Consider the following 21,964-nt stretch of genomic DNA (forward strand, 5'->3'; position numbering starts at 1 on the left):
GGCTTCGGGGGGCGGCAAAACCATAGGCTGGCTGCTCCAGCACAGCGGGCAGGGCGACGGTGTCGATCTGCGCGCCCGCCTGGCGCAAGGCTTCCACACTGCGTTCAAAGGCGCTGGCCACGGTGGCGTCCAGCCCGTCGAGGAAGAGGGTGGATGGCACGGCCAGCCGGTATTGCGACAGCGGTGCCAGACTGCGCGTTACGCGGCGGGCGGCTAGCACCTCGTGCGCCACGATGGCATCGCGCACGGTACGCGTCATGGCGCAGGCAGTGTCCAGGGTGGTGGACAGCGGCACGGCGCCTGCAGTAGGAACCAGCCGGGCCGTGTTCTTGAAGCCTACGATGCCGTTGAGCGCTGCGGGAATGCGGATGGAGCCCCCGGTGTCCGACCCCAGCCCGATGAACGCCGCCCCGGTGGCCACGGATACCCCCGCGCCAGAGGACGAGCCGCCCGGCACACGCGCTGCGCCGGGCAGCGCGCCGGAGCGGGCATCCCAGGCGGCGGGCGTGCCATGGTGCGGGTTCACGCCCACACCCGAAAAGGCGAACTCGACCATGTTCGTGCGGCCGATCAGGCTGGCCCCGGCTGCGCGCAGGCGGGCCACCGCAGGGCAGTCCTGGGTAGCGGCCGGTGCATCGGCCAGAACCATGGAGCCTGCGGGCGTGGCCTGGCCTGCGATGTCGAACAGGTCCTTGACAGACACCGCCAGTCCCGCCAGGGACAACTGGGCCAGGCCGGGCTGCACCGCCGTGGTGCGTGCCTCGTCGAACATTGTTCGTACAAAGCTGTTGGTGTTGGCGGGGGCCTGGGCGGCGCCGATGCAACGTTCCAGCTCGGCGGGCGCAGTGGTGGCGCCCTCCCGCAGTCGGTCGCGGGTGGTGATCAGGTCAGGCAGCATGGTGTGCTAGAATCTTTGGGTTTTGCTGGGAGCAGCGACACAGGCGGTGCATGTATCGCAGGTGTGGCGGCTGTCACAAAGCCAATCGCAAAGCAGCCCTGTCAAGGTGTTGCGGCATCCGTGAAGAACACGGCGTCGCAAATATTGGGGCTGATTTTAGACCTAACCTTTGGAGTATTTTTATGTCCGTTACCATGCGCGAAATGCTGGAAGCCGGTGTCCACTTCGGTCACCAAACCCGCTTCTGGAACCCCAAGATGGCCCCCTACATCTTCGGCCATCGCAACAAGATTCACATCATCAACCTGGAAAAGTCGCTGCCACTGTTCCAGGAAGCCCAAAAGTTCGCCAAGCAACTGGCTGCCAACCGCGGCACGATCCTGATGGTCGGCACGAAGCGCCAAGCCCGTGAAATCCTGGCCACCGAAGCGCAACGCGCTGGCGTGCCTTTCGTGGACCAGCGCTGGCTGGGCGGCATGCTGACGAACTTCAAGACCGTGAAGACCTCGATCAAGCGCCTGAAGGACATGAAGGCCCAGCAAGAAGCTGGCCTCGACAGCCTGAGCAAGAAGGAGCAACTGACGTTCTCCCGCGAAATCGAAAAGCTCGAAAAGGACATCGGCGGCATCCAGGACATGGCTGCTCTGCCCGACGCCATCTTCATCATCGACGTGGGCTTCCACAAGATCGCCGTGGCCGAAGCCAAGAAGCTGGGCATCCCGCTGATTGGTGTGGTTGATACCAACCACTCGCCCGAAGGCATCGACTATGTGATCCCCGGCAACGACGACTCGGCCAAGGCTGTGACGCTGTACGCCCGTGGCATCGCTGACGCGATCATCGAAGGCCGTGCCAACGCCGTGAACGAAGTCGTGAAGGCTGCCGCTGGCGAGAGCACCGACGAATTCGTGGAAGTGCAAGAAGCCGCTGCCTGAGCGCCCGGCTGCGCGATCCGTCGCGAACAAAAGCGGGGCCCCTGGTGAGCCCCCTTTTTTTTAGCCCGAATCTGAACCCATTGAACTGAATACTGAAGGAATAAAGATGGCTGCAATTACCGCAAGCATGGTGGCTGAACTGCGTGGCAAGACCGATGCTCCCATGATGGAATGCAAGAAGGCGCTGACCGAAGCCGATGGCGACATGGCCAAGGCCGAAGAGCTGCTGCGCGTCAAGCTCGGCACGAAGGCTGGCAAGGCCGCCTCGCGCGTGACGGCTGAAGGCGTGGTCGCCAGCTTCATCAACGGCAACGTGGGGGCCCTGATCGAAGTCAACAGCGAAACCGACTTCGTTTCCAAGAACGACAGCTTCATCGCCATGGCCAATGCCGCTGCCAAGCTGGTCGCTGAGCACAACCCTGCCGACATCGACGCCCTGGGCGCCCTGGCCTACGAGCAGGACAGCTTCGGCCCCACGCTGGAAGACGTGCGCAAGGGTCTGATCGGCAAGATCGGCGAGAACATGTCGTTCCGCCGCTTCAAGCGCTTCAGCGGCTCGAACCTGGCTGCCTACCTGCACGGTTCGCGCATCGGTGTGGTCGTCGAGTTCGACGGTGACGCCACCGCCGCCAAGGACGTCGCGATGCACGTGGCTGCCATGAAGCCCGTGGCCCTGACCAGCGCCGACGTGCCTGCCGACCTGATCGCCAAGGAGCGCTCGGTGGCCGAAGGCAAGGCCGACGAAGCCAACAAGGAACTCGTGGCTGCTGGCAAGCCTGCGCAGAGCGCCGAAATCACGGCCAAGCGCATTGACGGCGCCGTGCAGAAGTACCTGAAGGAAGTCTCGTTGGCCGACCAGGTCTTCGTGAAGGCTGCCGACGGCAAGCAAACCGTGGCCCAGATGCTCAAGGCTGCCAACACCAACGTGAAGGGCTTCACCCTCTACGTGGTGGGCGAAGGCATCGAGAAGAAGGCTGACGACTTCGCTGCCGAAGTGGCTGCCCAGGTGGCTGCCGCCAAGGCCGCTGCTGCCTGATCGGCTGCACCGCAGCCCCGTCCCCCACTTTTTTTTACCGCCGTACCTGCCTTTGGAGAAATCACCCATGTCCCACGCTGCACCAGCCCACAAGCGCATCCTGCTCAAGCTGTCTGGTGAGGCGCTGATGGGGGATGACGCCTTTGGCATCAACCGCGCCACCATCGTTCGCATGGTGGAGGAGATCGCCGAAGTCACCCGTCTGGGTGTGCAGGTGGCGGTGGTGATCGGTGGGGGCAATATTTTCCGTGGTGTCGCGGGCGGCTCGGTCGGCATGGACCGGGCCACCGCCGACTACATGGGCATGCTGGCCACCGTGATGAACGCGCTGGCCCTGGCCGATGCCATGGACAAGCAAGGCCTGGTGGCCCGTGTGATGTCCGCCATCGCCATCGAGCAGGTGGTTGAGCCCTATGTGCGCCCCAAGGCCTTGCAGTACCTCGAAGAGGGCAAGGTGGTTGTGTTTGCCGCTGGCACGGGCAACCCTTTCTTCACCACGGACACGGCAGCAGCCTTGCGCGGTGCCGAGATCGGCGCCGAGCTGGTGCTCAAGGCCACCAAGGTGGACGGCGTATATACTGCCGACCCCCAGAAGGACCCCACGGCCACGCGCTATACAAAGCTCAGCTTTGACGAGGCCATGTCCCGCAATCTGGGCATCATGGATGCGACCGCCTTTGCCCTGTGCCGCGACCAGAAGCTGCCGGTGAAGGTGTTTTCCATCATCAAGCACGGCGCCCTGAAGCGCGTGGTGATGGGCGAAGACGAAGGTACGCTGGTTTACGCTTGATCACGATGGATGGGTCTGCACCGGATGCAGGCTGGCCGCAGGAGAAAACATGACGATTGCCGACATCAAGAAAACCGCAGAGACCAAGATGGACCAGTCCATCACGGCCTTCAAGAACAACCTGCAGAAGATCCGCACGGGCCGCGCCAACCCGGCACTGCTCGACACGGTGCAGGTGGAGTATTACGGCTCCCTGGTGCCCCTCTCCCAGGTGGCCAATGTGGCTCTCATCGATTCGCGCACCATCAGCGTGCAGCCCTGGGAAAAGGGCATGGGCGCCAAGATCGAAAAGGCCATCCGCGAGAGCGACCTGGGTCTGAACCCGGCCTCCATGGGCGACCTGATCCGCGTGCCCATGCCCCCCATGAGCGAAGAGCGCCGCAAGGAAATGACCAAGCTCGCGCGCAACGAGGGCGAGAGCGCCAAGATTGCCGTGCGCAACCTGCGCCGCGACGCGAACGAATCCGTCAAGAAGCTGGTCAAGGACAAGCTGGCATCCGAAGACGACCAGAAGCGCGCCGAAACCGACGTGCAGAAGTTCACCGACAAGCACATCGCCGAAATCGATGCGCTGGTGGCCGCCAAAGAGCAGGAAATCATGGCGGTTTAAGCCCCCAGGGCTTGATCGTTCCCATGTCTGTTTCTCCGGTGGTGCCACACCACATTGCCATCGTCATGGATGGCAACGGCCGCTGGGCCAAGCGCCGCTTTCTGCCGCGCCTGGCGGGCCACAAGCAAGGGGTTGACTCGCTGCGCCGCTGTGTGCGCGCCTGCGCTGAGCGCGGCGTGGGCGTGTTGACCGTTTTTGCGTTCTCTTCAGAGAACTGGAATCGCCCTGCCGACGAGGTGTCGGGCCTCATGGAACTGCTCGCTTTGGCGCTGGGCCGTGAAGTGCCGCAGCTCAAGAAAGACGGCGTGCGTCTGTACTTTGTGGGTGAGCGTGCGGGTCTCTCGCAGAAAGTCCGCGAGGGGCTGGCGCAGGCAGAAGCCGCCACGGCCGAAAACACGCGCCTGGTGCTCAATGTGTGCTTCAACTACGGCGGTCGCTGGGACATTGCCCAGGCGGCAGCGTCACTGGCGGCGCGCGGCGAGCCCATCACCGAGGCCAGCCTGCACGGGGCGATGGGCATGTCCCATGTGCCCGACCCGGACCTGGTGATCCGCACCGGCGGCGAAATGCGGATCAGCAACTTCCTGCTGTGGCAATCTGCCTACGCCGAGTTTGTGTTCAGTGACCGGCTGTGGCCGGACTTCGATGAGTCGGCGCTGGACGAGGCGATTGCCGCCTTCGGCAGCCGCGAGCGCCGTTTTGGCAAAACTTCCGAACAGATCCTGTCCGCGCATCCCGATCCGATGCCGGGCTGAGAACCCCAGCAGGTTCTTCTGAAAGGCCCCATGCTCAAACAGCGTGTCATCACCGCCCTTGTCCTGCTGGCCATCCTGCTGCCAGCACTTTTTTATCCCTCCACCGCACCCTTTGCTGTGGTGGTGCTGGTGCTCATGGCCGCTGGTGCGTGGGAGTGGGGCCGCCTGAGCGGTCTGGGCCAGGCAGGCTCAGTGGCTGTGGGGGCTGTCTGCACGGCATTGTGCGCGGGGTCCTGGGCGCTGGGCTGGGTGGATCGCCCGCTGACGGCGCTGTGGGTCGCAGGGGGCGGGCTCTGGGTGCTGGCGGCTGCATGGCTGCTCAAGGCCGGCGTGCCGGGCTGGCCCCGCATTCCAGCCGGTGTGCGCCTTGTTGCCGGGGTGCTGGCCCTGTGGCTGGCCTGGCTGGCGGTGGTGCAGGCGCGCAACGTCGGGATCAACTTTTTGCTGTCGGTGCTGCTGCTGGTGTGGGTGGCCGACATCTTTGCCTATTTTGCGGGCCGTGCGTTTGGCCTGCGCTTCACCAAGGGCAAGCTGGCCCCCTCCATCAGCCCGGGCAAAAGCTGGGAAGGCGTGTGGGGCGGGCTGGCGGGTGTGGTGGTCATGGCCTTCGCCTGGGTGGCAGCCGACGCTCACTGGCAGGCCCTGGTGCCCAGCTTCTATAGCCGCATGGCGCAGCAGGGCTGGTGGCTGCTGGTGGTTGCGGCCTTGTTCATGGTGGCCATGAGCGTGTCCGGCGACCTGGTGGAATCGCTCATCAAGCGCAGCGCCGGGGTCAAGGACAGCAGTGGCCTGCTGCCAGGGCACGGTGGTGTTCTCGACCGCGTGGACGCCCTGCTGCCAACCTTGCCCCTGGCCATGATGCTCACGCGCCTCACGACCCCATGATGAAACAGAAAATCACCGTCCTCGGCTCTACCGGCTCCATCGGCACCAGCACCCTCGATGTGGTGGCGCGCCACCCGGATCGTTTTGAGGTGTTTGCACTGAGTGCGGCCACCCAAGTGGATGTGCTGCTGGCCCAGTGCGCGCAGTTCCGGCCTCGTTATGCGGTGATGGCCAGTGCGCCCCATGCGCAGCTGCTGGCTGAAAAAATCAAGGAAAACAGCCTGCCTACGCGCGTCCTGTTTGAGGTTGATGCTATTGAAAATATAGCATCACATCCTGATGTGGATGCCGTCATGGCCGCCATCGTCGGGGCTGCCGGTCTGGCGCCTTGTCTGGCTGCGGCCCGTGCGGGCAAGCGATTGTTGCTGGCCAACAAGGAGGCGCTGGTGGTGGGCGGTGGCTTGTTCATGCAGACGGTGCGCCAGGGCGGCGCCACGCTGCTGCCCATCGACAGCGAGCATTCCGCCATCTTCCAGTGCCTGCCCGAGGATCCGTCCACCTGGCCCGACCGGGTGGATAGCATCCTGCTCACGGCATCCGGCGGGCCTTTCCGCCAGCGTGACCCTGCGACCCTGGCCGAGATCACTCCGGCCCAGGCCTGCGCGCACCCCAACTTTTCGATGGGCCGCAAGATATCGGTCGATTCGGCGACCATGATGAACAAGGCGCTGGAGGTGATCGAGGCGCGGTGGCTGTTTGACCTGCATCCGGACCAGATCAAGGTGGTGATTCATCCGCAGCAGATCATCCATTCGATGGTGCAGTTTAAGGACGCATCCATCCTCGCGCAGCTGGGCACGCCGGACATGCGCGTGCCCATCGCCTGTGGCCTGGCCTGGCCTGAGCGCATTGCCAGCGGTGCCAGCAGGCTGGATTTCTCGACGCTGAGCGCGCTGGCGTTCGAAGAGGCCGACGCCATCCGTTTCCCGGGCCTGCATCTTTCGTGGCAGGCGCTGAAGGCGGCCGAGGGCACGACCGCCGTGCTGAACGCCGCCAATGAAGTGGCCGTGGGGGCTTTTTTGTCCGGGCGCCTGCGGTTTGACCACATTCATGCGGTCAACCTTGCAACTTTGGAGGCCGTGACGCCCTCCAAGCCGGATTCGCTCGAAGCCCTGCTGGATCTGGACACCCAGGCCCGCAGCGCTGCAGAGCATGCCGCAGGCCGATTGGCGGCCTGAGCCCTCCCGACCCACGGAACCATTTCGCCATGCTGCTGACCCTTGTTGCTTTTGTCGTGGCCCTCGGTCTTCTGATTGCGGTGCATGAATACGGCCACTACCGGGTGGCCGTGGCCTGTGGGGTGAAGGTGCTGCGCTTCTCCGTGGGTTTTGGCCACCCCCTGCTGCGCTGGCAACCCAAGGGGTCTCCCACGGAGTTTGTGGTTGGCGCTTTTCCGCTCGGCGGCTATGTGCGGATGCTGGACGAGCGCGAGGCGCCTGTGCCGCCCGAAGAGCGCCACCTGGCGTTCAACACCCAGCCTTTGCGCTCGCGGGCTGCCATTGTGGCGGCCGGCCCCCTGGCCAACCTGTTGCTGGCTGTGCTGCTGTATTCCATCGTGAACTGGAATGGCGTGGAAGAGCCCCGCGCCGTGCTGGCGAGTCCCGTGGCCGGGTCGGTCGCGCACAAAGCGGGCTTGAGGGGTGGTGAACTGGTGGAACGTGCGGCGCTGGGCGCCGACGAGATGGAGCCCGTCCGCTCGTTCGAGGATCTGCGTTGGCTGCTCACGCGTGGCGCGCTGGAAGGGCAGACGGTGCGTCTGGATGTGAAGCCGCAGGCGGGCGCCGCGCACCGAGAGATTCTGCTGGACATGTTGGGCATCGACAGCCGCGAAGCCGATGCACAGCTGTTCCGCAAGATCGGGATTCTGGGGCCGTGGACGCGCCCGGTCCTGGGCGAGGTCATGCCCGATGGCGCAGCGGCCCGCGCCGGCTTGCGCGAGGGTGATGTGGTGCTCAAGCTGGGGGCCGCCGACGTGGTGGATGGCCAGCAGTTGCGCGAGTTGATCCGCCAGTCGCTGCGCGGCAATGAGCCCCTGTCGCAGGCCTGGCGCATTGACCGCGCGGGGCAGTTGCTCACACTGGATGTGTTGCCCGAAGCCAAGCAGGAGCAGGGCGCCACGGTGGGGCGCATTGGTGCCTTTGTGGGCGCCCCCCCCGAGTTTGTGACCGTGGATTACGGCTTGTTCGAGGGCGTCTGGGCTGGGATGGTCAAGACCTGGGATGTGTCGGTGCTGACCTTGCGCATGATGGGGCGCATGGTGATCGGCGAGGCTTCTCTCAAGAATCTGAGCGGCCCCTTGACGATTGCTGACTACGCCGGGCGTTCGGCCAGCATGGGGTTGACCCAGTACCTCGTGTTTCTTGCCCTCATCAGCGTGAGTCTGGGCGTGCTCAACCTGCTGCCGCTGCCTGTCTTGGACGGTGGGCACCTGATGTATTATCTTTGGGAGGGTGTCACGGGCAGGGGAGTGTCGGACGCATGGATGGAGCGTCTGCAGCGTGGAGGCGTTGCGGTCCTGCTTCTCATGATGTCCATAGCCCTGTTCAACGATATCACCCGGCTCTTTGGCTAACCTTTTGCCGCGATTGCCCTGCAATGGCGGCTCCAGCTTCATTCATGAAAAAACACATCAATCGCCTGGGCGTGCGTACCGCATCGGCCGTTGCCGCCATGGTTTTTGCCGCCAATGCGGCATGGGCTCTGGAGCCTTTCAAGGTGCAGGACATCCGTGTGGAAGGCCTGCAGCGTGTAGAGCCCGGCACCGTGTTTGCCTCCATGCCCCTGCGGGTGGGCGATGACTATAACGATGAGAAGGGCGCTGCTGCCATTCGCGCGCTGTTTGGCCTGGGCCTGTTCAAGGACGTGCGCTTGGAGGCCAGCGGCAACGTGCTGGTGGTGGTGGTGGAAGAGCGCCCCTCCATCGCCGATGTGGACTTTGCGGGCGCCCGCGAGTTCGACAAGGACGCCTTGAAGAAGGCCATGCGTGATGTGGGCCTCGCGGAAGGTCGTCCTTATGACAAGGCCCTGACCGATCGGGCCGAGCAGGAACTCAAGCGCCAGTACATCAACAAGAGCCTGTACGGTGCCGAGGTGGTGACCACCGTGACGCCCATCGAGCGCAACCGTGTGAATCTGACCTTCACGGTGGTGGAGGGTGAGCCCGCACGCATCAAGGAAGTGCGCATCGTAGGCAACAAGGCCTTCAGCGAATCCACCCTCAAGGGGCTGTTCGACCAGGACACGGGCGGCTGGCTCAGCTGGTACACCAAGTCTGACCGCTACTCCCGCGCCAAGCTCAATGCTGACCTGGAGACGCTGCGCTCGTACTACCTGCAGCGCGGCTACCTGGAGTTCCGCGTGGATTCCACGCAGGTGGCGATTTCGCCAGACAAGCAAGACATCTCCATCACCGTCAACGTCACCGAGGGCGAACGGTTTGTGGTGTCGGGGGTGAAGCTGGAGGGCAACTACCTCGACCGTGAGGATGAGTTCAAGTCCCTGGTGACGATCCGCCCCGGCGAGCCCTACAACGCCGACCAGGTGACAGAGACCACCAAGGCATTCTCCGAGTACTTTGCGCGATTCGGTTTTGCATTTGCCCGGGTCGAGGCCGTGCCGGAAATCGACCGCGAAAACAACCGCGCTGTGCTGGTTCTGCAGGCCGAGCCATCGCGCCGCGCCTATGTGCGCCGCATCAACGTGAGCGGCAACAACCGCACGCGGGACGAAGTGATCCGCCGCGAGTTCCGCCAGTACGAAGCTTCGTGGTACGACGGCGACAAGATTCGCCTGTCGCGCGACCGCGTGGACCGCCTGGGCTTCTTCACAGAAGTCAATGTCGAGACCCAGGAGGTGCCGGGCGCGCCCGACCAGGTGGATCTGGTGATCAACGTGGCCGAGAAACCCACGGGTTCGCTGCAGATGGGGGTCGGATTCTCCAGTGCTGAAAAGGCCTCGCTTTCGTTTGGTATCAAGCAGGAGAACATCTTCGGCTCCGGCAACTACCTGGGGATCGATGTCAACACCAGCAAATACCGCCGTACGCTGGTGTTCAGCACCACCAATCCCTACTTCACGGCCGACGGCATCTCGCGCACGCTGGACGTGTACTACCGCACCGACAAACCCTATGAGGACCAGGGCGGCAACTACCAGCTGGTCACGACGGGAACCTCGGTGCGTTTTGGGGTACCGTTCAGTGAAACCGATACCGTGTTTTTCGGTGGCGGTCTGGAGCAGACCCAGATCAAGCCCGGAACCAACATCCCTGCGACCTACCTGTATTACGCCGACAAGTTTGGCTATACCAGCACCTCTATCCCATTGACAGTGGGCTGGTCGCGTGATGACCGGGACAGCGCTCTGGCCCCCAACTCGGGCCGTTACCAGCGCCTGAATTCCGAGTGGTCCGTAGCCGGCGATGCGCGTTATGTGCGTGCCAACTACCAGTACCAGCAGTACATACCGCTCAACAAGCGCTTCACGGTGGCCTTCAATGGTGAGGCGGGCATTGGCAAGGGCATGAACGGCCGCCCCTTCCCGGTGTTCAAGAACTTCTATTCGGGCGGCCTGGGTTCCGTGCGTGGCTTCGACCAGGGCACGCTCGGCCCGCGCGACGTGACAGGGGCCTCTCTGGGCGGGCCCAAGAAGGTGACCCTGAATGCGGAGCTGATTGCTCCTTTCCCCGGGGCAGGGAACGACCGGACCTTGCGTGTGTTCACTTTTGTGGACGTGGGGAACGTGTACGGAGAGCATGAAAAAGTCACTTTCAGCGACATGCGTGCCTCCGTAGGCCTGGGGCTGAGCTGGATTTCCCCGCTCGGTCCGCTGCGTTTGGCGTTTGCGCAGCCGGTGCGCAAGTTCGCTGGCGATAAAATCCAAAAATTGCAATTCCAGATCGGAACGTCTTTCTAATGAAATCCTTTTCTCGCCATCTCTCTGTGGCCCTGCTGCTTGGCGTTGTTGCCGTCGCAGCCCCTGCGCAGGCGCAGGAATTCAAAGCCGGTTTTGTCAATACCGATCGCATCTTCCGTGAAGCCAGCACCGCCAAGGCTGCGCAGGCCAAGCTGGAGCAGGAGTTCTCCCGCCGCGAGAAAGAACTGGTGGACCTGGGCAACACCCTGAAAACCGCCACCGACAAGTTTGAGCGCGAAGCCCCCACCATGGCCGAGAGCCAGCGCACCACGCGCCAGCGCCAGCTGGTGGACCAGGACCGCGACTTCCAGCGCAAGCGCCGTGAGTTCCAGGAGGACCTGAGCGCCCGCAAGAACGAAGAGTTGTCCCAGGTGCTGGAGCGCGCCAACAAGGTCGTCAAGCAAGTGGCAGAGGCTGAAAAGTACGACGTGATCCTGCAAGAGGCCGTCTACATCAACCCCAAGCATGACATCACCGACAAGGTGATCAAGGCGTTGAATGCCGCTGCTGGCGCCAAGTAATCAGCCACAGCGCTGGGCAGGTGGCGCGTGAGCGGCTTGCTGCTCGGGCACATTGTGGATGTGCTCGGTGGTTCGTTGGAGGGGGGGGCGCGTGACACCGCCATTGCCCGCATCGCGCCACTGGAGGTTGCAGGCCCCGGGGACCTCAGTTTCCTGAGCAACCCCCGCTACCAACAGCAACTGGCCGCCTCCCGGGCGGCCTGTGTCATTGTGGCGCCTGCCTTGCGCGAATTTGCTCTGGCGCGGGGCGCCTGCATCGTGGCAGACAACCCCTATGTCTACTTTGCGCGTGCCACCCAGCTGTGGCGGCAGCGCAATGCGCCCGCACGGCCCGCTGGCGTGCATCCCAGTGCCGTGGTGGATCCCGCGGCCCAGGTGCACCCCACAGCCACCATCGGCCCGCTGTGTGTGGTCGAGCGCGGTGCGCATGTGGGAGCCGACACCGTGCTCAAGTCGCGGGTCACCGTGGGTGAGGATTGCCATATCGGCGCGCGCTGCATTGTGCACTCCGGTGTGGTGATCGGTGCCGACGGTTTTGGTTTTGCGCCTGAAAACGGGCAATGGGTCAAGATCGAGCAACTGGGTGCAGTCCGCATTGGCGACGATGTGGAAATCGGCGCCAATACCTGCATCGATCGGGGCGCGCTGCAAGACACCGTGATTGAAGACGGCGTCAAGCTCGACAACCTGATCCAGGTGGGCCACAACGTGCGCATCGGCAAGCATGCCGCGATGGCCGGGTGCGTGGGCATTGCGGGCAGCGCCACCATTGGTGCGCATTGCACGGTGGGCGGCGGCGCGATTGTGCTGGGGCACCTGGAACTGGCCGACAACGTGCATATCTCGGCGGCCACGGTCGTTACCCGGTCACTGACCCAGCCTGGCCAGTACACGGGCATGTTTCCCATCGACGACAATGCGCGGTGGGAAAAGAACGCTGCAACACTCAAACAACTGCACAGCCTGCGCGAGCGCATCAAGGCGCTGGAGCAGGCCCTCAAAGCAGCATGAACGGAAGAACAACTCGATGATGGATATCCACGCAATTCTCAAGCAACTGCCGCACCGCTACCCCTTTCTGCTGGTGGACAAGGTGATCGAGCTTGAGAGCAACACCCGCATCAAGGCGATCAAGAACGTCACCTTCAACGAGCCGTACTTTGGTGGGCATTTCCCGGGACGCCCCGTGATGCCCGGCGTGCTGATCCTCGAAGCCCTGGCGCAAGCCGCCGGGCTGCTGGCTTTTGATGCCATGGGCAAGGTGCCCGACGAAAACAATATCTACTACTTTGTCGGCATCGATGGCGCGCGCTTCAAGCGTCCCGTGGAGCCGGGCGACCAACTGGTCCTGACCATCACCATTGACCGCGTGCGCGGCGGTATCTGGAAGTTCAAGGGTGTGGCGAGTGTGGGCGATGAGGTGGCCTGCGAGGCCGAACTCATGTGCACCATGCGCAGCGTGGGCTGACCGACTCTGGCCATTGGATCGTGAGCAACATTCATCCCACTGCCATCGTTGAGGCGGGTGCCCGCATCGATCCTTCCGTCACGGTGGGGCCCTATGCGGTGATTGGTTCGCAGGTCGTGATCGGTGCAGGCAGTTCCGTGGGCTCTCACTGCGTGATCCAGGGCCGCACCACCATCGGCCAGGACAACCGAATCTTCCAGTTTGCATCCCTGGGGGCCGAGCCGCAGGACAAAAAGTACAAGGGCGAAGACACCGAGCTGGTCATCGGCGACCGCAACACGGTACGCGAGTTCTGTACCTTCAACCGGGGTGTTCCGGGGGCGGGCGGTAAGACCAGCATCGGTGACGACAACTGGATCATGGCCTACACCCACATCGCGCACGACTGCCATGTGGGCAACCACACGACCATGGCCAACAACACCACGTTGGCCGGCCATGTGCTGATTGGCGACTGGGTCACGGTGGGCGGGCTCACCGGTATCCACCAGTTTGTGAAGATCGGGGCGCACGCCATGATCGGATTCTCCAGCGCGGTGTCGCAGGACGTGCCGCCTTTCATGATGGTGGATGGCAACCCGCTGTCCGTACGGGGGCTCAACCTGGAAGGCTTGCGCCGCCGGGGGTTCTCGGCTGCACGCGTGGCAGGCATCAAGCAGATGCACCGCGCGTTGTACCGCCAAGGGCTGACACTGGACGCCGCGCGCGCCGCCATGGCCGAGTTGCCCGCCGCCCATCCGGAGGCGGCTGCCGATGTCGCGCTGGTGCTGGCGTTCCTGGATGCGTCCACGCGCGGCATCGCGCGCTGAGGGGCTGCGATGAGTGTTTCCCCCCGCATCGCCATGGTGGCGGGCGAGACGTCGGGCGACTTGCTCGCCGGTCTTTTGATCGACGGCATGCAGGCCCATTGGCCGGGGTTGCAATCCTGCGGCATCGGCGGCCCGCAGATGGCACGCCGGGGCTTCAGTGCCTGGTGGCCCAGCGAAAAGCTGGCCGTGCATGGCTACAGCATGGAAGTGCTGCGCCGCCTGCGCGAGCTGCTGGGCATCCGCAAACAACTGCGCGAGCGCCTGCTCAAGGACCGCCCCGACGTGTTCATCGGCGTGGACGCGCCCGATTTCAACCTGGGGCTGGAGGCCGACCTGCGGGCCGCTGGCGTCAAGACGGTGCACTTCGTATGCCCGTCGATCTGGGCCTGGCGCGCCGAGCGGGTGGAGAAAATCCGCCGCAGTGCCGACCATGTGCTGTGCATTTTCCCGTTCGAGCCGGAGTTGCTCGCGCAGCATGGCATTGCCGCCACCTACGTGGGCCATCCGCTGGCCGGGGTGATCCCCATGGTGCCTGACCGCGCAGCAGCCCGGGCGCAGCTGGGCCTTCAGGACCGCGACGAAGTCCTGGCCATTCTTCCCGGCAGCCGGTCTTCAGAAATCCAGTACATCGCCCGCCCATTTTTTGAGGCGGCTGCGCTTGTCCGCCAGGCGCGACCAGCCATCAAATTGATAGTTCCTGCTGTCCCGGCGTTGCGCGGCCGCATCGAGCAGGCGGCCCAGGCCTGTGGCTTGGGGGATGCCGTGCAGATCATCACCGGACAGTCCCACACGGTGCTCGCGGCCTGTGACGCCACGCTGATTGCCAGTGGCACCGCCACACTCGAAGCCGCACTGTTCAAGCGCCCCATGGTGATTGGGTACCACATGCACCCGCTGAGCTGGTGGCTGATGCGCCGCAAGCAGCTGCAGCCCTGGGTGGGCCTGCCCAACATTCTGTGCCGTGAGTTTGTGGTGCCCGAGCTGATCCAGGATGCTGCCACACCGCAGGCGCTCTGCACGGCCACGCTGGAATGGCTGGATGCCCGGCACAACAACCCCGCAAAAATCACGGCGCTGGAGCAGCGCTTTGCAGCGTTGCACCAAAGCCTGCAACGCAATACCCCCCAATTGGCTGCCGATGCGATCCAGAAAATCCTCTCCCCCGTTGCCTGAGCAGGCCTGCCTGCCCTGGCATCCACCCGGCCTGGCGGCTGGCGTGGACGAGGCGGGCCGGGGTCCTCTGGCCGGGCCCGTGGTGGCTGCTGCCGTCATCCTCGATGACCTGCATCCGATTGCAGGCCTGGCCGACTCCAAGAAGCTCACCCCGGCGCGGCGTGAAAAGCTCTATGACGAGATTCGTGCCAAGGCGCTCTGTTTCTGTATTGCCGAGGCCAGCGTGGAAGAGATCGACCGCCTCAATATCCTTCAGGCCACGATGCTGGCCATGCGCCGGGCCGTGATGGGGCTGCGCCTCAAGCCGGTGATGGTGCTGGTGGATGGCAACCGGCTGCCCGTGCTCGATGTGCCGGCCGAGGCCATCGTCAAGGGCGATGCGCTGGTGCCCTCCATCTCGGCGGCGTCCATTCTGGCCAAGGTGCATCGCGACCGCTGGTGCTTGCAGGTGCACGAAGAATTTCCCCAATACGGTTTTGCTGGGCACAAGGGCTACGGCACGGCTGTGCACATGGCCGCCCTGCGCGAGCATGGCGCTTGTGTGCACCACCGGCGTTCGTTCGCCCCGGTGGCCCAAAACCTGCCGACCTGATCGGGCTGCACGAGACTACCGATGACCTCTTCGTCTGTGATTGCCATCCACTCCCGCGACAACGCCTTCGTCAAGGACCTGCGCCGCCTGGCCCAGGACACCACGGCCTACCGCAAGCAAGGCCGCGTGTGGCTGGAGGGGGACCATCTCTGCCGAGCGGCGCTGGCGCGCGGGCTGCGCGCGTCGGTCGCGGTCTTTTCTGAGTCTTTTTGGCCTTCTGCGCGCGTTGAGTATGCCCAGGGCGCTATCAAAACAATAGTTTTGGCCGATGCGCTGTTTGTCGATATCAGTGGGCTGGAATCTCCAGCGCGCATGGGGTTCATCCTGGACCTGCCGGCCCCAGCTGCCCTGCGAGCCGATGCTGCGACCGTGGTGCTGGACCGGGTGCAGGATGCGGGCAACGTGGGCTCCATCCTGCGCAGTGCCTCGGCGTTCGGGTTTCGGCAGGTGGTAGCCATCAAGGGCAGTGCTGCGCTGTGGTCGCCCAAGGTCTTGCGTGCCGGGATGGGCGCGCATTTTGCGCTGGACCTGATCGAAGGGGTGGGGCTGGAGGATGTCCAGGCGCTCCAGGTGCCCTTGGTGGTGACCAGTTCGCACGCGGGCGACTATCTGCACCGCGCTGCCTTGCCCTGGCCCTGCGCTTGGGTCATGGGGCATGAGGGCCAGGGTGTTTCTGCCGCTCTGGAGGAGCGGGCCGCCTTGCGCATCCGCATTGCCCAGCCCGGGGGCGAGGAATCGCTGAATGTGGCCGCCGCCGCAGCCATCTGCCTGCACGCCAGCGGCGCGGGCCGCTGAACTCCGGCAAGCGCAGGCACCGCCCCAATTCAGCGCGCATGTGCCAATCCCATGGGCGGGGCGGGCCTCTGGCACAGGCCCCCGTGAGTCCCTCGTGCGTGCGGCTTATTGGTTGCGCAGAAACTGGCGGACAAATTCCTCCTGGTTGGGGGCGTCCTTCTCGGTGCTGAACACCACCTGCTGGTTTTCCACCCGGATCTTGAGCCGGGGGCCGAAGTGGCACTGCACCTGGCCCAGGCCTGCTGCCGTTGGTTTGAACTGTGGGGTATTGCGGCAGAGGCTGTCGATCTCCGAGGCCACCACACCGCAAAAACTGGGGATGCTGAGGCTCTGCAGCTTTTCGTCATCGATGCTGGCCCAGTCCACCGTGGTCTTTACGGGAGTGCCACAAGATGCGCTGGCGTCCAGGTCCATCTTGGCGAGTTCTGCCTGGGCGCCTGCCAGCCGCTTGTTGCGGTCGAAGCGGGCCAGTTTCTCCTGTGTGCCCTGTTTGAGTTGGCGCTCGTAGCTGGCTTGCAGGTCGGCCAGCTTGAACGCCTTGCTCTTGTCGTCGCTGAAGGCCAGGGCGACGCCATCCCGTTTGCCCGGCAGGTACACCACGTAGTGATCTCCGCCACGGTAGGTGTGGCTTTGTTTGTGCAGCAAGCCGTAGCTGCGGCCATCGATGCGGGTGGTGTAGACCTCGCGTGCGGAGCCCTGGGGTTCTCGAGTGCTCAGGAACACCACCTGGTCGATGGGGTCATTGATGCCACTCACGCGCACGAGTGCCTGCTTGCCGTCGGCGGTGGGTGCCAGCACCACTTCCACCCCCTGCGGGGCCACAAACACCTGGGGATATTTGGCCAGTTCGATGGCGTGGGATGCCATGGCGGCAAGGCTGCCGACAAAGGCCAATGTCAGAGAGCGGGGGAGGAGGGGGTGCATTGAGACATATCCTTGGGTGGTTGCAGATCAGCGGCGCAGTCTAGGTGGGGCAGCGTGGCCCGTAACACCGGAAGCGTTTGCTTACGTAACAAGGTTATGCAAGACGTGCATTTGATGTGAAGTGCCGGGGCAAGGGTATAATCGGGAGCTTTTCTCGCAACAGCGTCGCCCGACCGCACCCAAAGCAACAACCCATCTGAGAGCAGCCACTGGCACTATCGCACCTTGTGTGTGCGGGTGGCCTGCAGGCGCCGGGCGACCGTAACCATCCGGAGAACCCAGTGCTTTTGTCTCTACAGGGAAGTTTCCCGCCCGCCATCCTGGCGCTCGCAGACGGCACGGTCTTTATCGGCAACTCGATTGGTGCCACCGGCACCACGGTCGGCGAAGTGGTGTTCAACACCGCCATCACCGGCTACCAGGAAATCCTCACCGACCCCAGCTACTGCCAGCAGATCGTGACGCTCACGTATCCGCACATCGGCAACTACGGCGTCAATGCGGAAGACATCGAAGCCGACAAGGTCCATGCCGCAGGCCTGATCATCAAAGACCTGCCCCTTCTGGCCAGCAACTTCCGATCCACGGAAACGCTTTCGCAGTACCTCGTGCGCGAAAAGACGGTGGCCATTGCCAACATCGACACCCGCAAGCTGACCCGCCTGCTGCGCACCCAGGGTGCCCAGAATGGCGCCATCGTGGGCCTGGCCGCAGGGCAGGTGGTGACGCAGGGCCTCATCGATGAAGCCATTGCCAAAGCCAAGGCCGCCCCCAACATGGCCGGGCTGGATCTGGCCAAGGTGGTTACCACGGCATCGCGTTATGAGTGGACGCAGACCGAGTGGCAACTGGGCTCCGGCTACGGCGTTCTCGCGCAGCCCCGCTTTCATGTGGTGGCATACGACTTCGGTGTGAAGAAGAACATCCTGCGCATGCTGGCCGAACGTGGCTGCAAGGTCACCGTGGTGCCCGCACAAACGCCTGCCGCCGACGTGCTGGCCATGAATCCTGACGGGGTCTTCCTGTCCAACGGACCTGGCGATCCTGCGCCCTGCGACTACGCCATCGAAGCCACGCGCCAGATCATCGACGCGGGCGTGCCCACTTTCGGCATCTGCCTGGGCCACCAGATCATGGCCCTGGCCAGCGGCGCCACCACGTTCAAGATGGACAACAGCCACCATGGCGCCAACCACCCCGTGAAGGACCTGGACAACGGCCGTGTGAGCATCACCAGCCAGAACCACGGTTTTGCGGTGGATATGGCCTCGCTGCCTGCCACGCTGCGCGCCACGCACATCAGTCTGTTCGACGGCACGCTGCAAGGCCTGGCCCGCACCGACAAGCCCGCGTTCTGCTTCCAGGGCCACCCCGAAGCATCGCCCGGCCCGCACGACATCGCCTACCTGTTTGACCGCTTCACCGCGCTGATGGAGAAGAAATAATGCCAAAGCGCACAGACCTCAAATCGATCCTCATCATCGGCGCTGGCCCGATCATCATCGGCCAGGCCTGCGAGTTCGACTATTCCGGCGTACAGGCCTGCAAGGCCCTGCGCGAAGAAGGCTACAAGGTCATCCTGATCAACAGCAACCCTGCGACGATCATGACCGACCCGGCCACGGCCGACGTCACCTACATCGAGCCCATCACCTGGCAGACGGTCGAGAAGATCATCGCCAAGGAACGCCCTGATGCCATCCTGCCCACCATGGGCGGCCAGACCGCGCTGAACTGCGCGCTGGACCTGTGGCGCAATGGCGTGCTCGACAAGTACAAGGTCGAGCTGATCGGCGCCACGCCCGAAGCCATCGACAAGGCCGAAGACCGCCTCAAGTTCAAGGACGCCATGACCAAGATCGGTCTGGGCTCCGCGCGCTCGGGCATTGCCCACAGCATGGACGAGGCCTGGGCAGTGCAGAAGAACGTGGGTTTCCCCACGGTGATCCGCCCCAGCTTCACGCTGGGTGGCACGGGCGGTGGCATTGCCTACAACCCCGAAGAGTTCGAGACCATCTGCAAGCGCGGCCTGGAAGCCTCGCCCACCAACGAGCTGCTGATCGAAGAATCGCTGCTCGGCTGGAAGGAATACGAGATGGAAGTGGTCCGCGACAAAGCGGACAACTGCATCATCATCTGCTCCATCGAGAATCTGGACCCGATGGGCGTGCACACCGGTGACTCCATCACCGTGGCCCCCGCGCAGACCCTGACCGACAAGGAATACCAGATCATGCGCAACGCGTCACTCGCGGTGCTGCGCGAGATCGGCGTGGACACGGGCGGCTCCAACGTGCAGTTCTCGGTGAACCCGAAGGACGGCCGCATGATCGTCATCGAGATGAACCCGCGCGTGTCGCGTTCGTCTGCGCTCGCGTCCAAGGCCACGGGCTTCCCGATTGCCAAGGTGGCCGCCAAACTGGCCGTGGGTTACACGCTGGATGAGCTGCGCAACGAAATCACGGGTGGTGCCACGCCCGCGTCGTTCGAGCCTTCGATCGACTACGTGGTCACCAAGATCCCGCGTTTCGCGTTCGAGAAGTTCCCCACGGCCGACAGCCGCCTGACCACACAGATGAAGTCGGTGGGCGAGGTGATGGCCATGGGCCGCACCTTCCAGGAGTCCTTCCAGAAAGCCCTGCGTGGCCTGGAAGTGGGCGTGGACGGCATGAACGAGAAGACCCAGGACCGCGAAGTGCTCGAAAAGGAATTGGGCGAGCCCGGCCCCGAGCGCATCTGGTATGTGGGCGATGCGTTTGCCATGGGCCTGTCGGTGGACGAGGTGTACGACCTCACCAAGATCGACAAGTGGTTCCTGGTGCAGATCGAAGAGATCGTGAAGATCGAACTCGAACTCGACCAACTGGCCGCCGACAAGGGTGAAGGCGCATTGGCCGCCCTGGATGCGGACACGCTGCGCACGCTCAAGAAGAAGGGCTTCTCCGATCGCCGCCTGGCCAAGCTGCTCAAGACCACCGAAAAATCGGTGCGCGAGGCACGCCGTGCCCTGAAGGTGCGCCCCGTGTACAAGCGTGTGGACACCTGTGCCGCCGAGTTTGCGACCAACACCGCCTACATGTACTCGACCTACGAGGAAGAGTGCGAGGCCGAGCCCACCGACAAGAAGAAGATCATGGTGCTGGGTGGTGGCCCGAACCGCATTGGCCAGGGCATCGAGTTCGACTACTGCTGCGTACACGCCGCCCTGGCCATGCGCGAAGATGGCTACGAAACCATCATGGTCAATTGCAACCCTGAAACGGTTTCGACCGACTACGACACCTCTGACCGCCTGTACTTCGAGCCGCTGACGCTGGAAGACGTGCTCGAAATCGTGGACAAGGAAAAGCCACACGGCGTGATCGTGCAGTACGGTGGTCAGACGCCGCTCAAGCTCGCGCTGGGCCTCGAAGCAGAAGGCGTGCCGATCATCGGCACCAGCCCCGACATGATCGACGCGGCCGAAGACCGCGAGCGCTTCCAGAAGCTGCTGGGCGACCTGGGCCTGCGCCAGCCGCCCAATGCTACGGCGCGTACCGAAGCGGAAGCCCTGGAAAAGGCAGCCACGCTGGGTTACCCCCTGGTGGTGCGTCCCAGCTACGTGCTGGGCGGCCGTGCGATGGAAATCGTGCACGAGCAGCGCGACCTGGAGCGCTACATGCGCGAGGCCGTGAAGGTGAGTAATGACTCGCCCGTGCTGCTGGACCGCTTCCTGAACGACGCGATCGAGTGCGATGTGGACTGTCTGCGCGACCCCGAAGGCAAGACCTTCATCGGTGGCGTGATGGAGCACATCGAGCAAGCCGGTGTGCACTCGGGCGACTCGGCCTGTTCGCTGCCCCCGTACTATCTCAAGCAAGCCACGGTGGACGAGCTCAAGCGCCAGTCTGCCGCCATGGCAGAAGGCCTGAACGTGGTGGGCCTGATGAACGTTCAGTTCGCCATTCAGGAAGTGGATGGCAAGGACGTGATCTACGTGCTGGAAGTAAACCCCCGCGCCTCGCGCACGGTGCCGTTTGTCTCCAAGGCCACCGGCATCCAGCTGGCCAAGGTCGCCGCACGCTGCATGGCGGGCCAAACGCTGGCTTCGCAGGGCATCACCAAGGAAGTGACGCCGCCTTACTTCAGCGTGAAGGAAGCTGTGTTCCCGTTCGTCAAGTTCCCTGGTGTGGACACCATCCTCGGCCCAGAGATGAAGTCCACCGGTGAGGTGATGGGCGTGGGCAAGACCTTTGGCGAAGCCTTTGTGAAGAGCCAGCTGGGCGCGGGCACCAAGCTGCCAACGTCGGGCAAGGTGTTCCTGACCGTCAAGAACAACGACAAGCCCCGCGCAGTAGACATCGCGCGTCAGCTGGTGGCGTTGGGCTTCGACCTGGTGGCGACCAAGGGCACTGCTGCAGCGATTGCCGAGGCGGGTGTTCCGGTGGTGGTGGTCAACAAGGTCACCGAAGGCCGCCCGCACATCGTGGACATGATCAAGAACAACGAGATCGTGATGGTGATCAACACCGTGGAAGAGCGTCGCAATGCGATTGCCGATTCGCGGGCGATCCGCACCTCGTCCTTGCTCGCCCGTGTGACGACTTTCACGACCATCTTCGGTGCTGAGGCGGCCGTGGAGGGCATGAAGTACCTCGACAAGCTCGACGTGTACTCGGTGCAGGAACTGCACGCCCAGTTGGCTGCTTGATCGTGGCCCGGGGGTGGCTTGCTGCCCGGTAAAAGCGGCATAATCTGCCCCTGAACAGACACCGCCGCGCGGCAACGTGCGGCGGTTTCCTTTTGTAGATTGCCGTTTCACACTGCCCGGCCCGTCCGGGGTGTGACATGGCGGCTGACCGGTGGAAGTGCTTTGCGCT

The 21,964-nt window shown here is 63.7% G+C and carries 20 protein-coding genes; 18 read left to right on the forward strand and 2 right to left on the reverse strand.

Annotated elements, in window-relative coordinates; genetic code table 11:
- A partial coding sequence (locus tag AC07Z7_RS14710) for an amidase family protein (RefSeq protein WP_494766687.1) occupies nucleotides 1-898 on the reverse strand: 898 nt, incomplete at its 3' end.
- Between the two features lie 182 nt (nucleotides 899-1,080).
- On the opposite strand from AC07Z7_RS14710, the gene rpsB reads away from it, so the two are divergent.
- The 16 genes from rpsB (at nucleotide 1,081) to AC07Z7_RS14790 (ending at nucleotide 16,181) form a co-directional block, all read left to right on the forward strand.
- Nucleotides 1,081-1,833, forward strand: coding sequence for a 30S ribosomal protein S2 (rpsB, locus tag AC07Z7_RS14715; protein WP_094287824.1), 753 nt, complete (start codon nucleotides 1,081-1,083; stop codon nucleotides 1,831-1,833).
- A gap of 106 nt (nucleotides 1,834-1,939) precedes the next feature.
- Entirely contained in the window at nucleotides 1,940-2,869 is a 930-nt protein-coding gene (gene tsf, locus AC07Z7_RS14720) for a translation elongation factor Ts (RefSeq protein WP_252658289.1), read from the forward strand.
- A gap of 67 nt (nucleotides 2,870-2,936) precedes the next feature.
- Nucleotides 2,937-3,659, forward strand: coding sequence for a UMP kinase (gene pyrH / locus AC07Z7_RS14725; RefSeq protein ID WP_026436856.1), 723 nt, complete (start codon nucleotides 2,937-2,939; stop codon nucleotides 3,657-3,659).
- 49 nt (nucleotides 3,660-3,708) lie between these two features.
- Nucleotides 3,709-4,269, forward strand: coding sequence for a ribosome recycling factor (frr, locus tag AC07Z7_RS14730; protein ID WP_094287828.1), 561 nt, complete (start codon nucleotides 3,709-3,711; stop codon nucleotides 4,267-4,269).
- A gap of 23 nt (nucleotides 4,270-4,292) precedes the next feature.
- Nucleotides 4,293-5,024, forward strand: coding sequence for a polyprenyl diphosphate synthase (gene uppS, locus AC07Z7_RS14735; protein WP_252658288.1), 732 nt, complete (start codon nucleotides 4,293-4,295; stop codon nucleotides 5,022-5,024).
- A 30-nt stretch (nucleotides 5,025-5,054) separates the two neighbouring features.
- Nucleotides 5,055-5,909, forward strand: a complete 855-nt coding sequence (locus AC07Z7_RS14740) for a phosphatidate cytidylyltransferase (RefSeq protein WP_494766688.1) — start codon at nucleotides 5,055-5,057, stop codon at nucleotides 5,907-5,909.
- Nucleotides 5,909-7,087 carry a 1-deoxy-D-xylulose-5-phosphate reductoisomerase gene (gene ispC / locus AC07Z7_RS14745; protein WP_252658411.1) on the forward strand — a complete coding sequence of 393 codons (1,179 nt, stop codon included), beginning with the start codon at nucleotides 5,909-5,911 and terminating at the stop codon, nucleotides 7,085-7,087. Before AC07Z7_RS14740 ends, ispC begins: the two co-directional genes overlap by 1 nt.
- Nucleotides 7,088-7,116: 29 nt before the next feature.
- Nucleotides 7,117-8,481 (forward strand): RIP metalloprotease RseP, encoded by a 1,365-nt coding sequence (rseP, locus tag AC07Z7_RS14750; protein WP_494766689.1) that lies wholly within the window; start codon nucleotides 7,117-7,119, stop codon nucleotides 8,479-8,481.
- A 44-nt stretch (nucleotides 8,482-8,525) separates the two neighbouring features.
- Nucleotides 8,526-10,823 (forward strand): outer membrane protein assembly factor BamA, encoded by a 2,298-nt coding sequence (gene bamA / locus AC07Z7_RS14755; RefSeq protein WP_494766690.1) that lies wholly within the window; start codon nucleotides 8,526-8,528, stop codon nucleotides 10,821-10,823.
- On the forward strand, nucleotides 10,823-11,344 hold the full coding sequence (locus AC07Z7_RS14760) for an OmpH/Skp family outer membrane protein (protein WP_063459514.1): 522 nt from the start codon (nucleotides 10,823-10,825) through the stop codon (nucleotides 11,342-11,344). Before bamA ends, AC07Z7_RS14760 begins: the two co-directional genes overlap by 1 nt.
- A gap of 27 nt (nucleotides 11,345-11,371) precedes the next feature.
- Nucleotides 11,372-12,355, forward strand: coding sequence for a UDP-3-O-(3-hydroxymyristoyl)glucosamine N-acyltransferase (lpxD, locus tag AC07Z7_RS14765; protein WP_494766691.1), 984 nt, complete (start codon nucleotides 11,372-11,374; stop codon nucleotides 12,353-12,355).
- Between the two features lie 16 nt (nucleotides 12,356-12,371).
- Nucleotides 12,372-12,812 carry a 3-hydroxyacyl-ACP dehydratase FabZ gene (gene fabZ / locus AC07Z7_RS14770; RefSeq protein WP_094287840.1) on the forward strand — a complete coding sequence of 147 codons (441 nt, stop codon included), beginning with the start codon at nucleotides 12,372-12,374 and terminating at the stop codon, nucleotides 12,810-12,812.
- Nucleotides 12,813-12,832: 20 nt separating this feature from the next.
- Nucleotides 12,833-13,621 carry an acyl-ACP--UDP-N-acetylglucosamine O-acyltransferase gene (lpxA, locus tag AC07Z7_RS14775; protein WP_094288124.1) on the forward strand — a complete coding sequence of 263 codons (789 nt, stop codon included), beginning with the start codon at nucleotides 12,833-12,835 and terminating at the stop codon, nucleotides 13,619-13,621.
- Between the two features lie 9 nt (nucleotides 13,622-13,630).
- Nucleotides 13,631-14,794 (forward strand): lipid-A-disaccharide synthase, encoded by a 1,164-nt coding sequence (gene lpxB / locus AC07Z7_RS14780; RefSeq protein ID WP_494766692.1) that lies wholly within the window; start codon nucleotides 13,631-13,633, stop codon nucleotides 14,792-14,794.
- The gene (rnhB, locus tag AC07Z7_RS14785) at nucleotides 14,760-15,386 is read left to right on the forward strand and encodes a ribonuclease HII (protein WP_494766693.1); all 627 of its coding nucleotides are present in this window, start codon (nucleotides 14,760-14,762) and stop codon (nucleotides 15,384-15,386) included. Before lpxB ends, rnhB begins: the two co-directional genes overlap by 35 nt.
- Before the next feature lie 21 nt (nucleotides 15,387-15,407).
- Complete coding sequence (locus AC07Z7_RS14790) at nucleotides 15,408-16,181, forward strand: TrmH family RNA methyltransferase (RefSeq protein WP_494766694.1); 774 nt, start codon at nucleotides 15,408-15,410, stop codon at nucleotides 16,179-16,181.
- A gap of 105 nt (nucleotides 16,182-16,286) precedes the next feature.
- Here the strand turns inward: AC07Z7_RS14790 and AC07Z7_RS14795 are convergent, their stop codons facing one another.
- Nucleotides 16,287-17,105: a hypothetical protein gene (locus tag AC07Z7_RS14795; RefSeq protein WP_494766695.1), complete on the reverse strand. Its 819-nt coding sequence runs from the start codon at nucleotides 17,103-17,105 to the stop codon at nucleotides 16,287-16,289.
- Nucleotides 17,106-17,386: 281 nt separating this feature from the next.
- On the opposite strand from AC07Z7_RS14795, the gene carA reads away from it, so the two are divergent.
- Together carA and carB are read left to right on the forward strand one after the other, a co-directional pair.
- Complete coding sequence (gene carA / locus AC07Z7_RS14800) at nucleotides 17,387-18,550, forward strand: glutamine-hydrolyzing carbamoyl-phosphate synthase small subunit (protein ID WP_094287855.1); 1,164 nt, start codon at nucleotides 17,387-17,389, stop codon at nucleotides 18,548-18,550.
- The gene (gene carB, locus AC07Z7_RS14805; RefSeq protein ID WP_094287857.1) at nucleotides 18,550-21,795 is read left to right on the forward strand and encodes a carbamoyl-phosphate synthase large subunit; all 3,246 of its coding nucleotides are present in this window, start codon (nucleotides 18,550-18,552) and stop codon (nucleotides 21,793-21,795) included. Before carA ends, carB begins: the two co-directional genes overlap by 1 nt.
- The last annotated feature ends 169 nt before the right edge of the window (nucleotides 21,796-21,964 follow it).

It is taken from the genome of Acidovorax sp. GW101-11A03 (assembly GCF_059424825.1).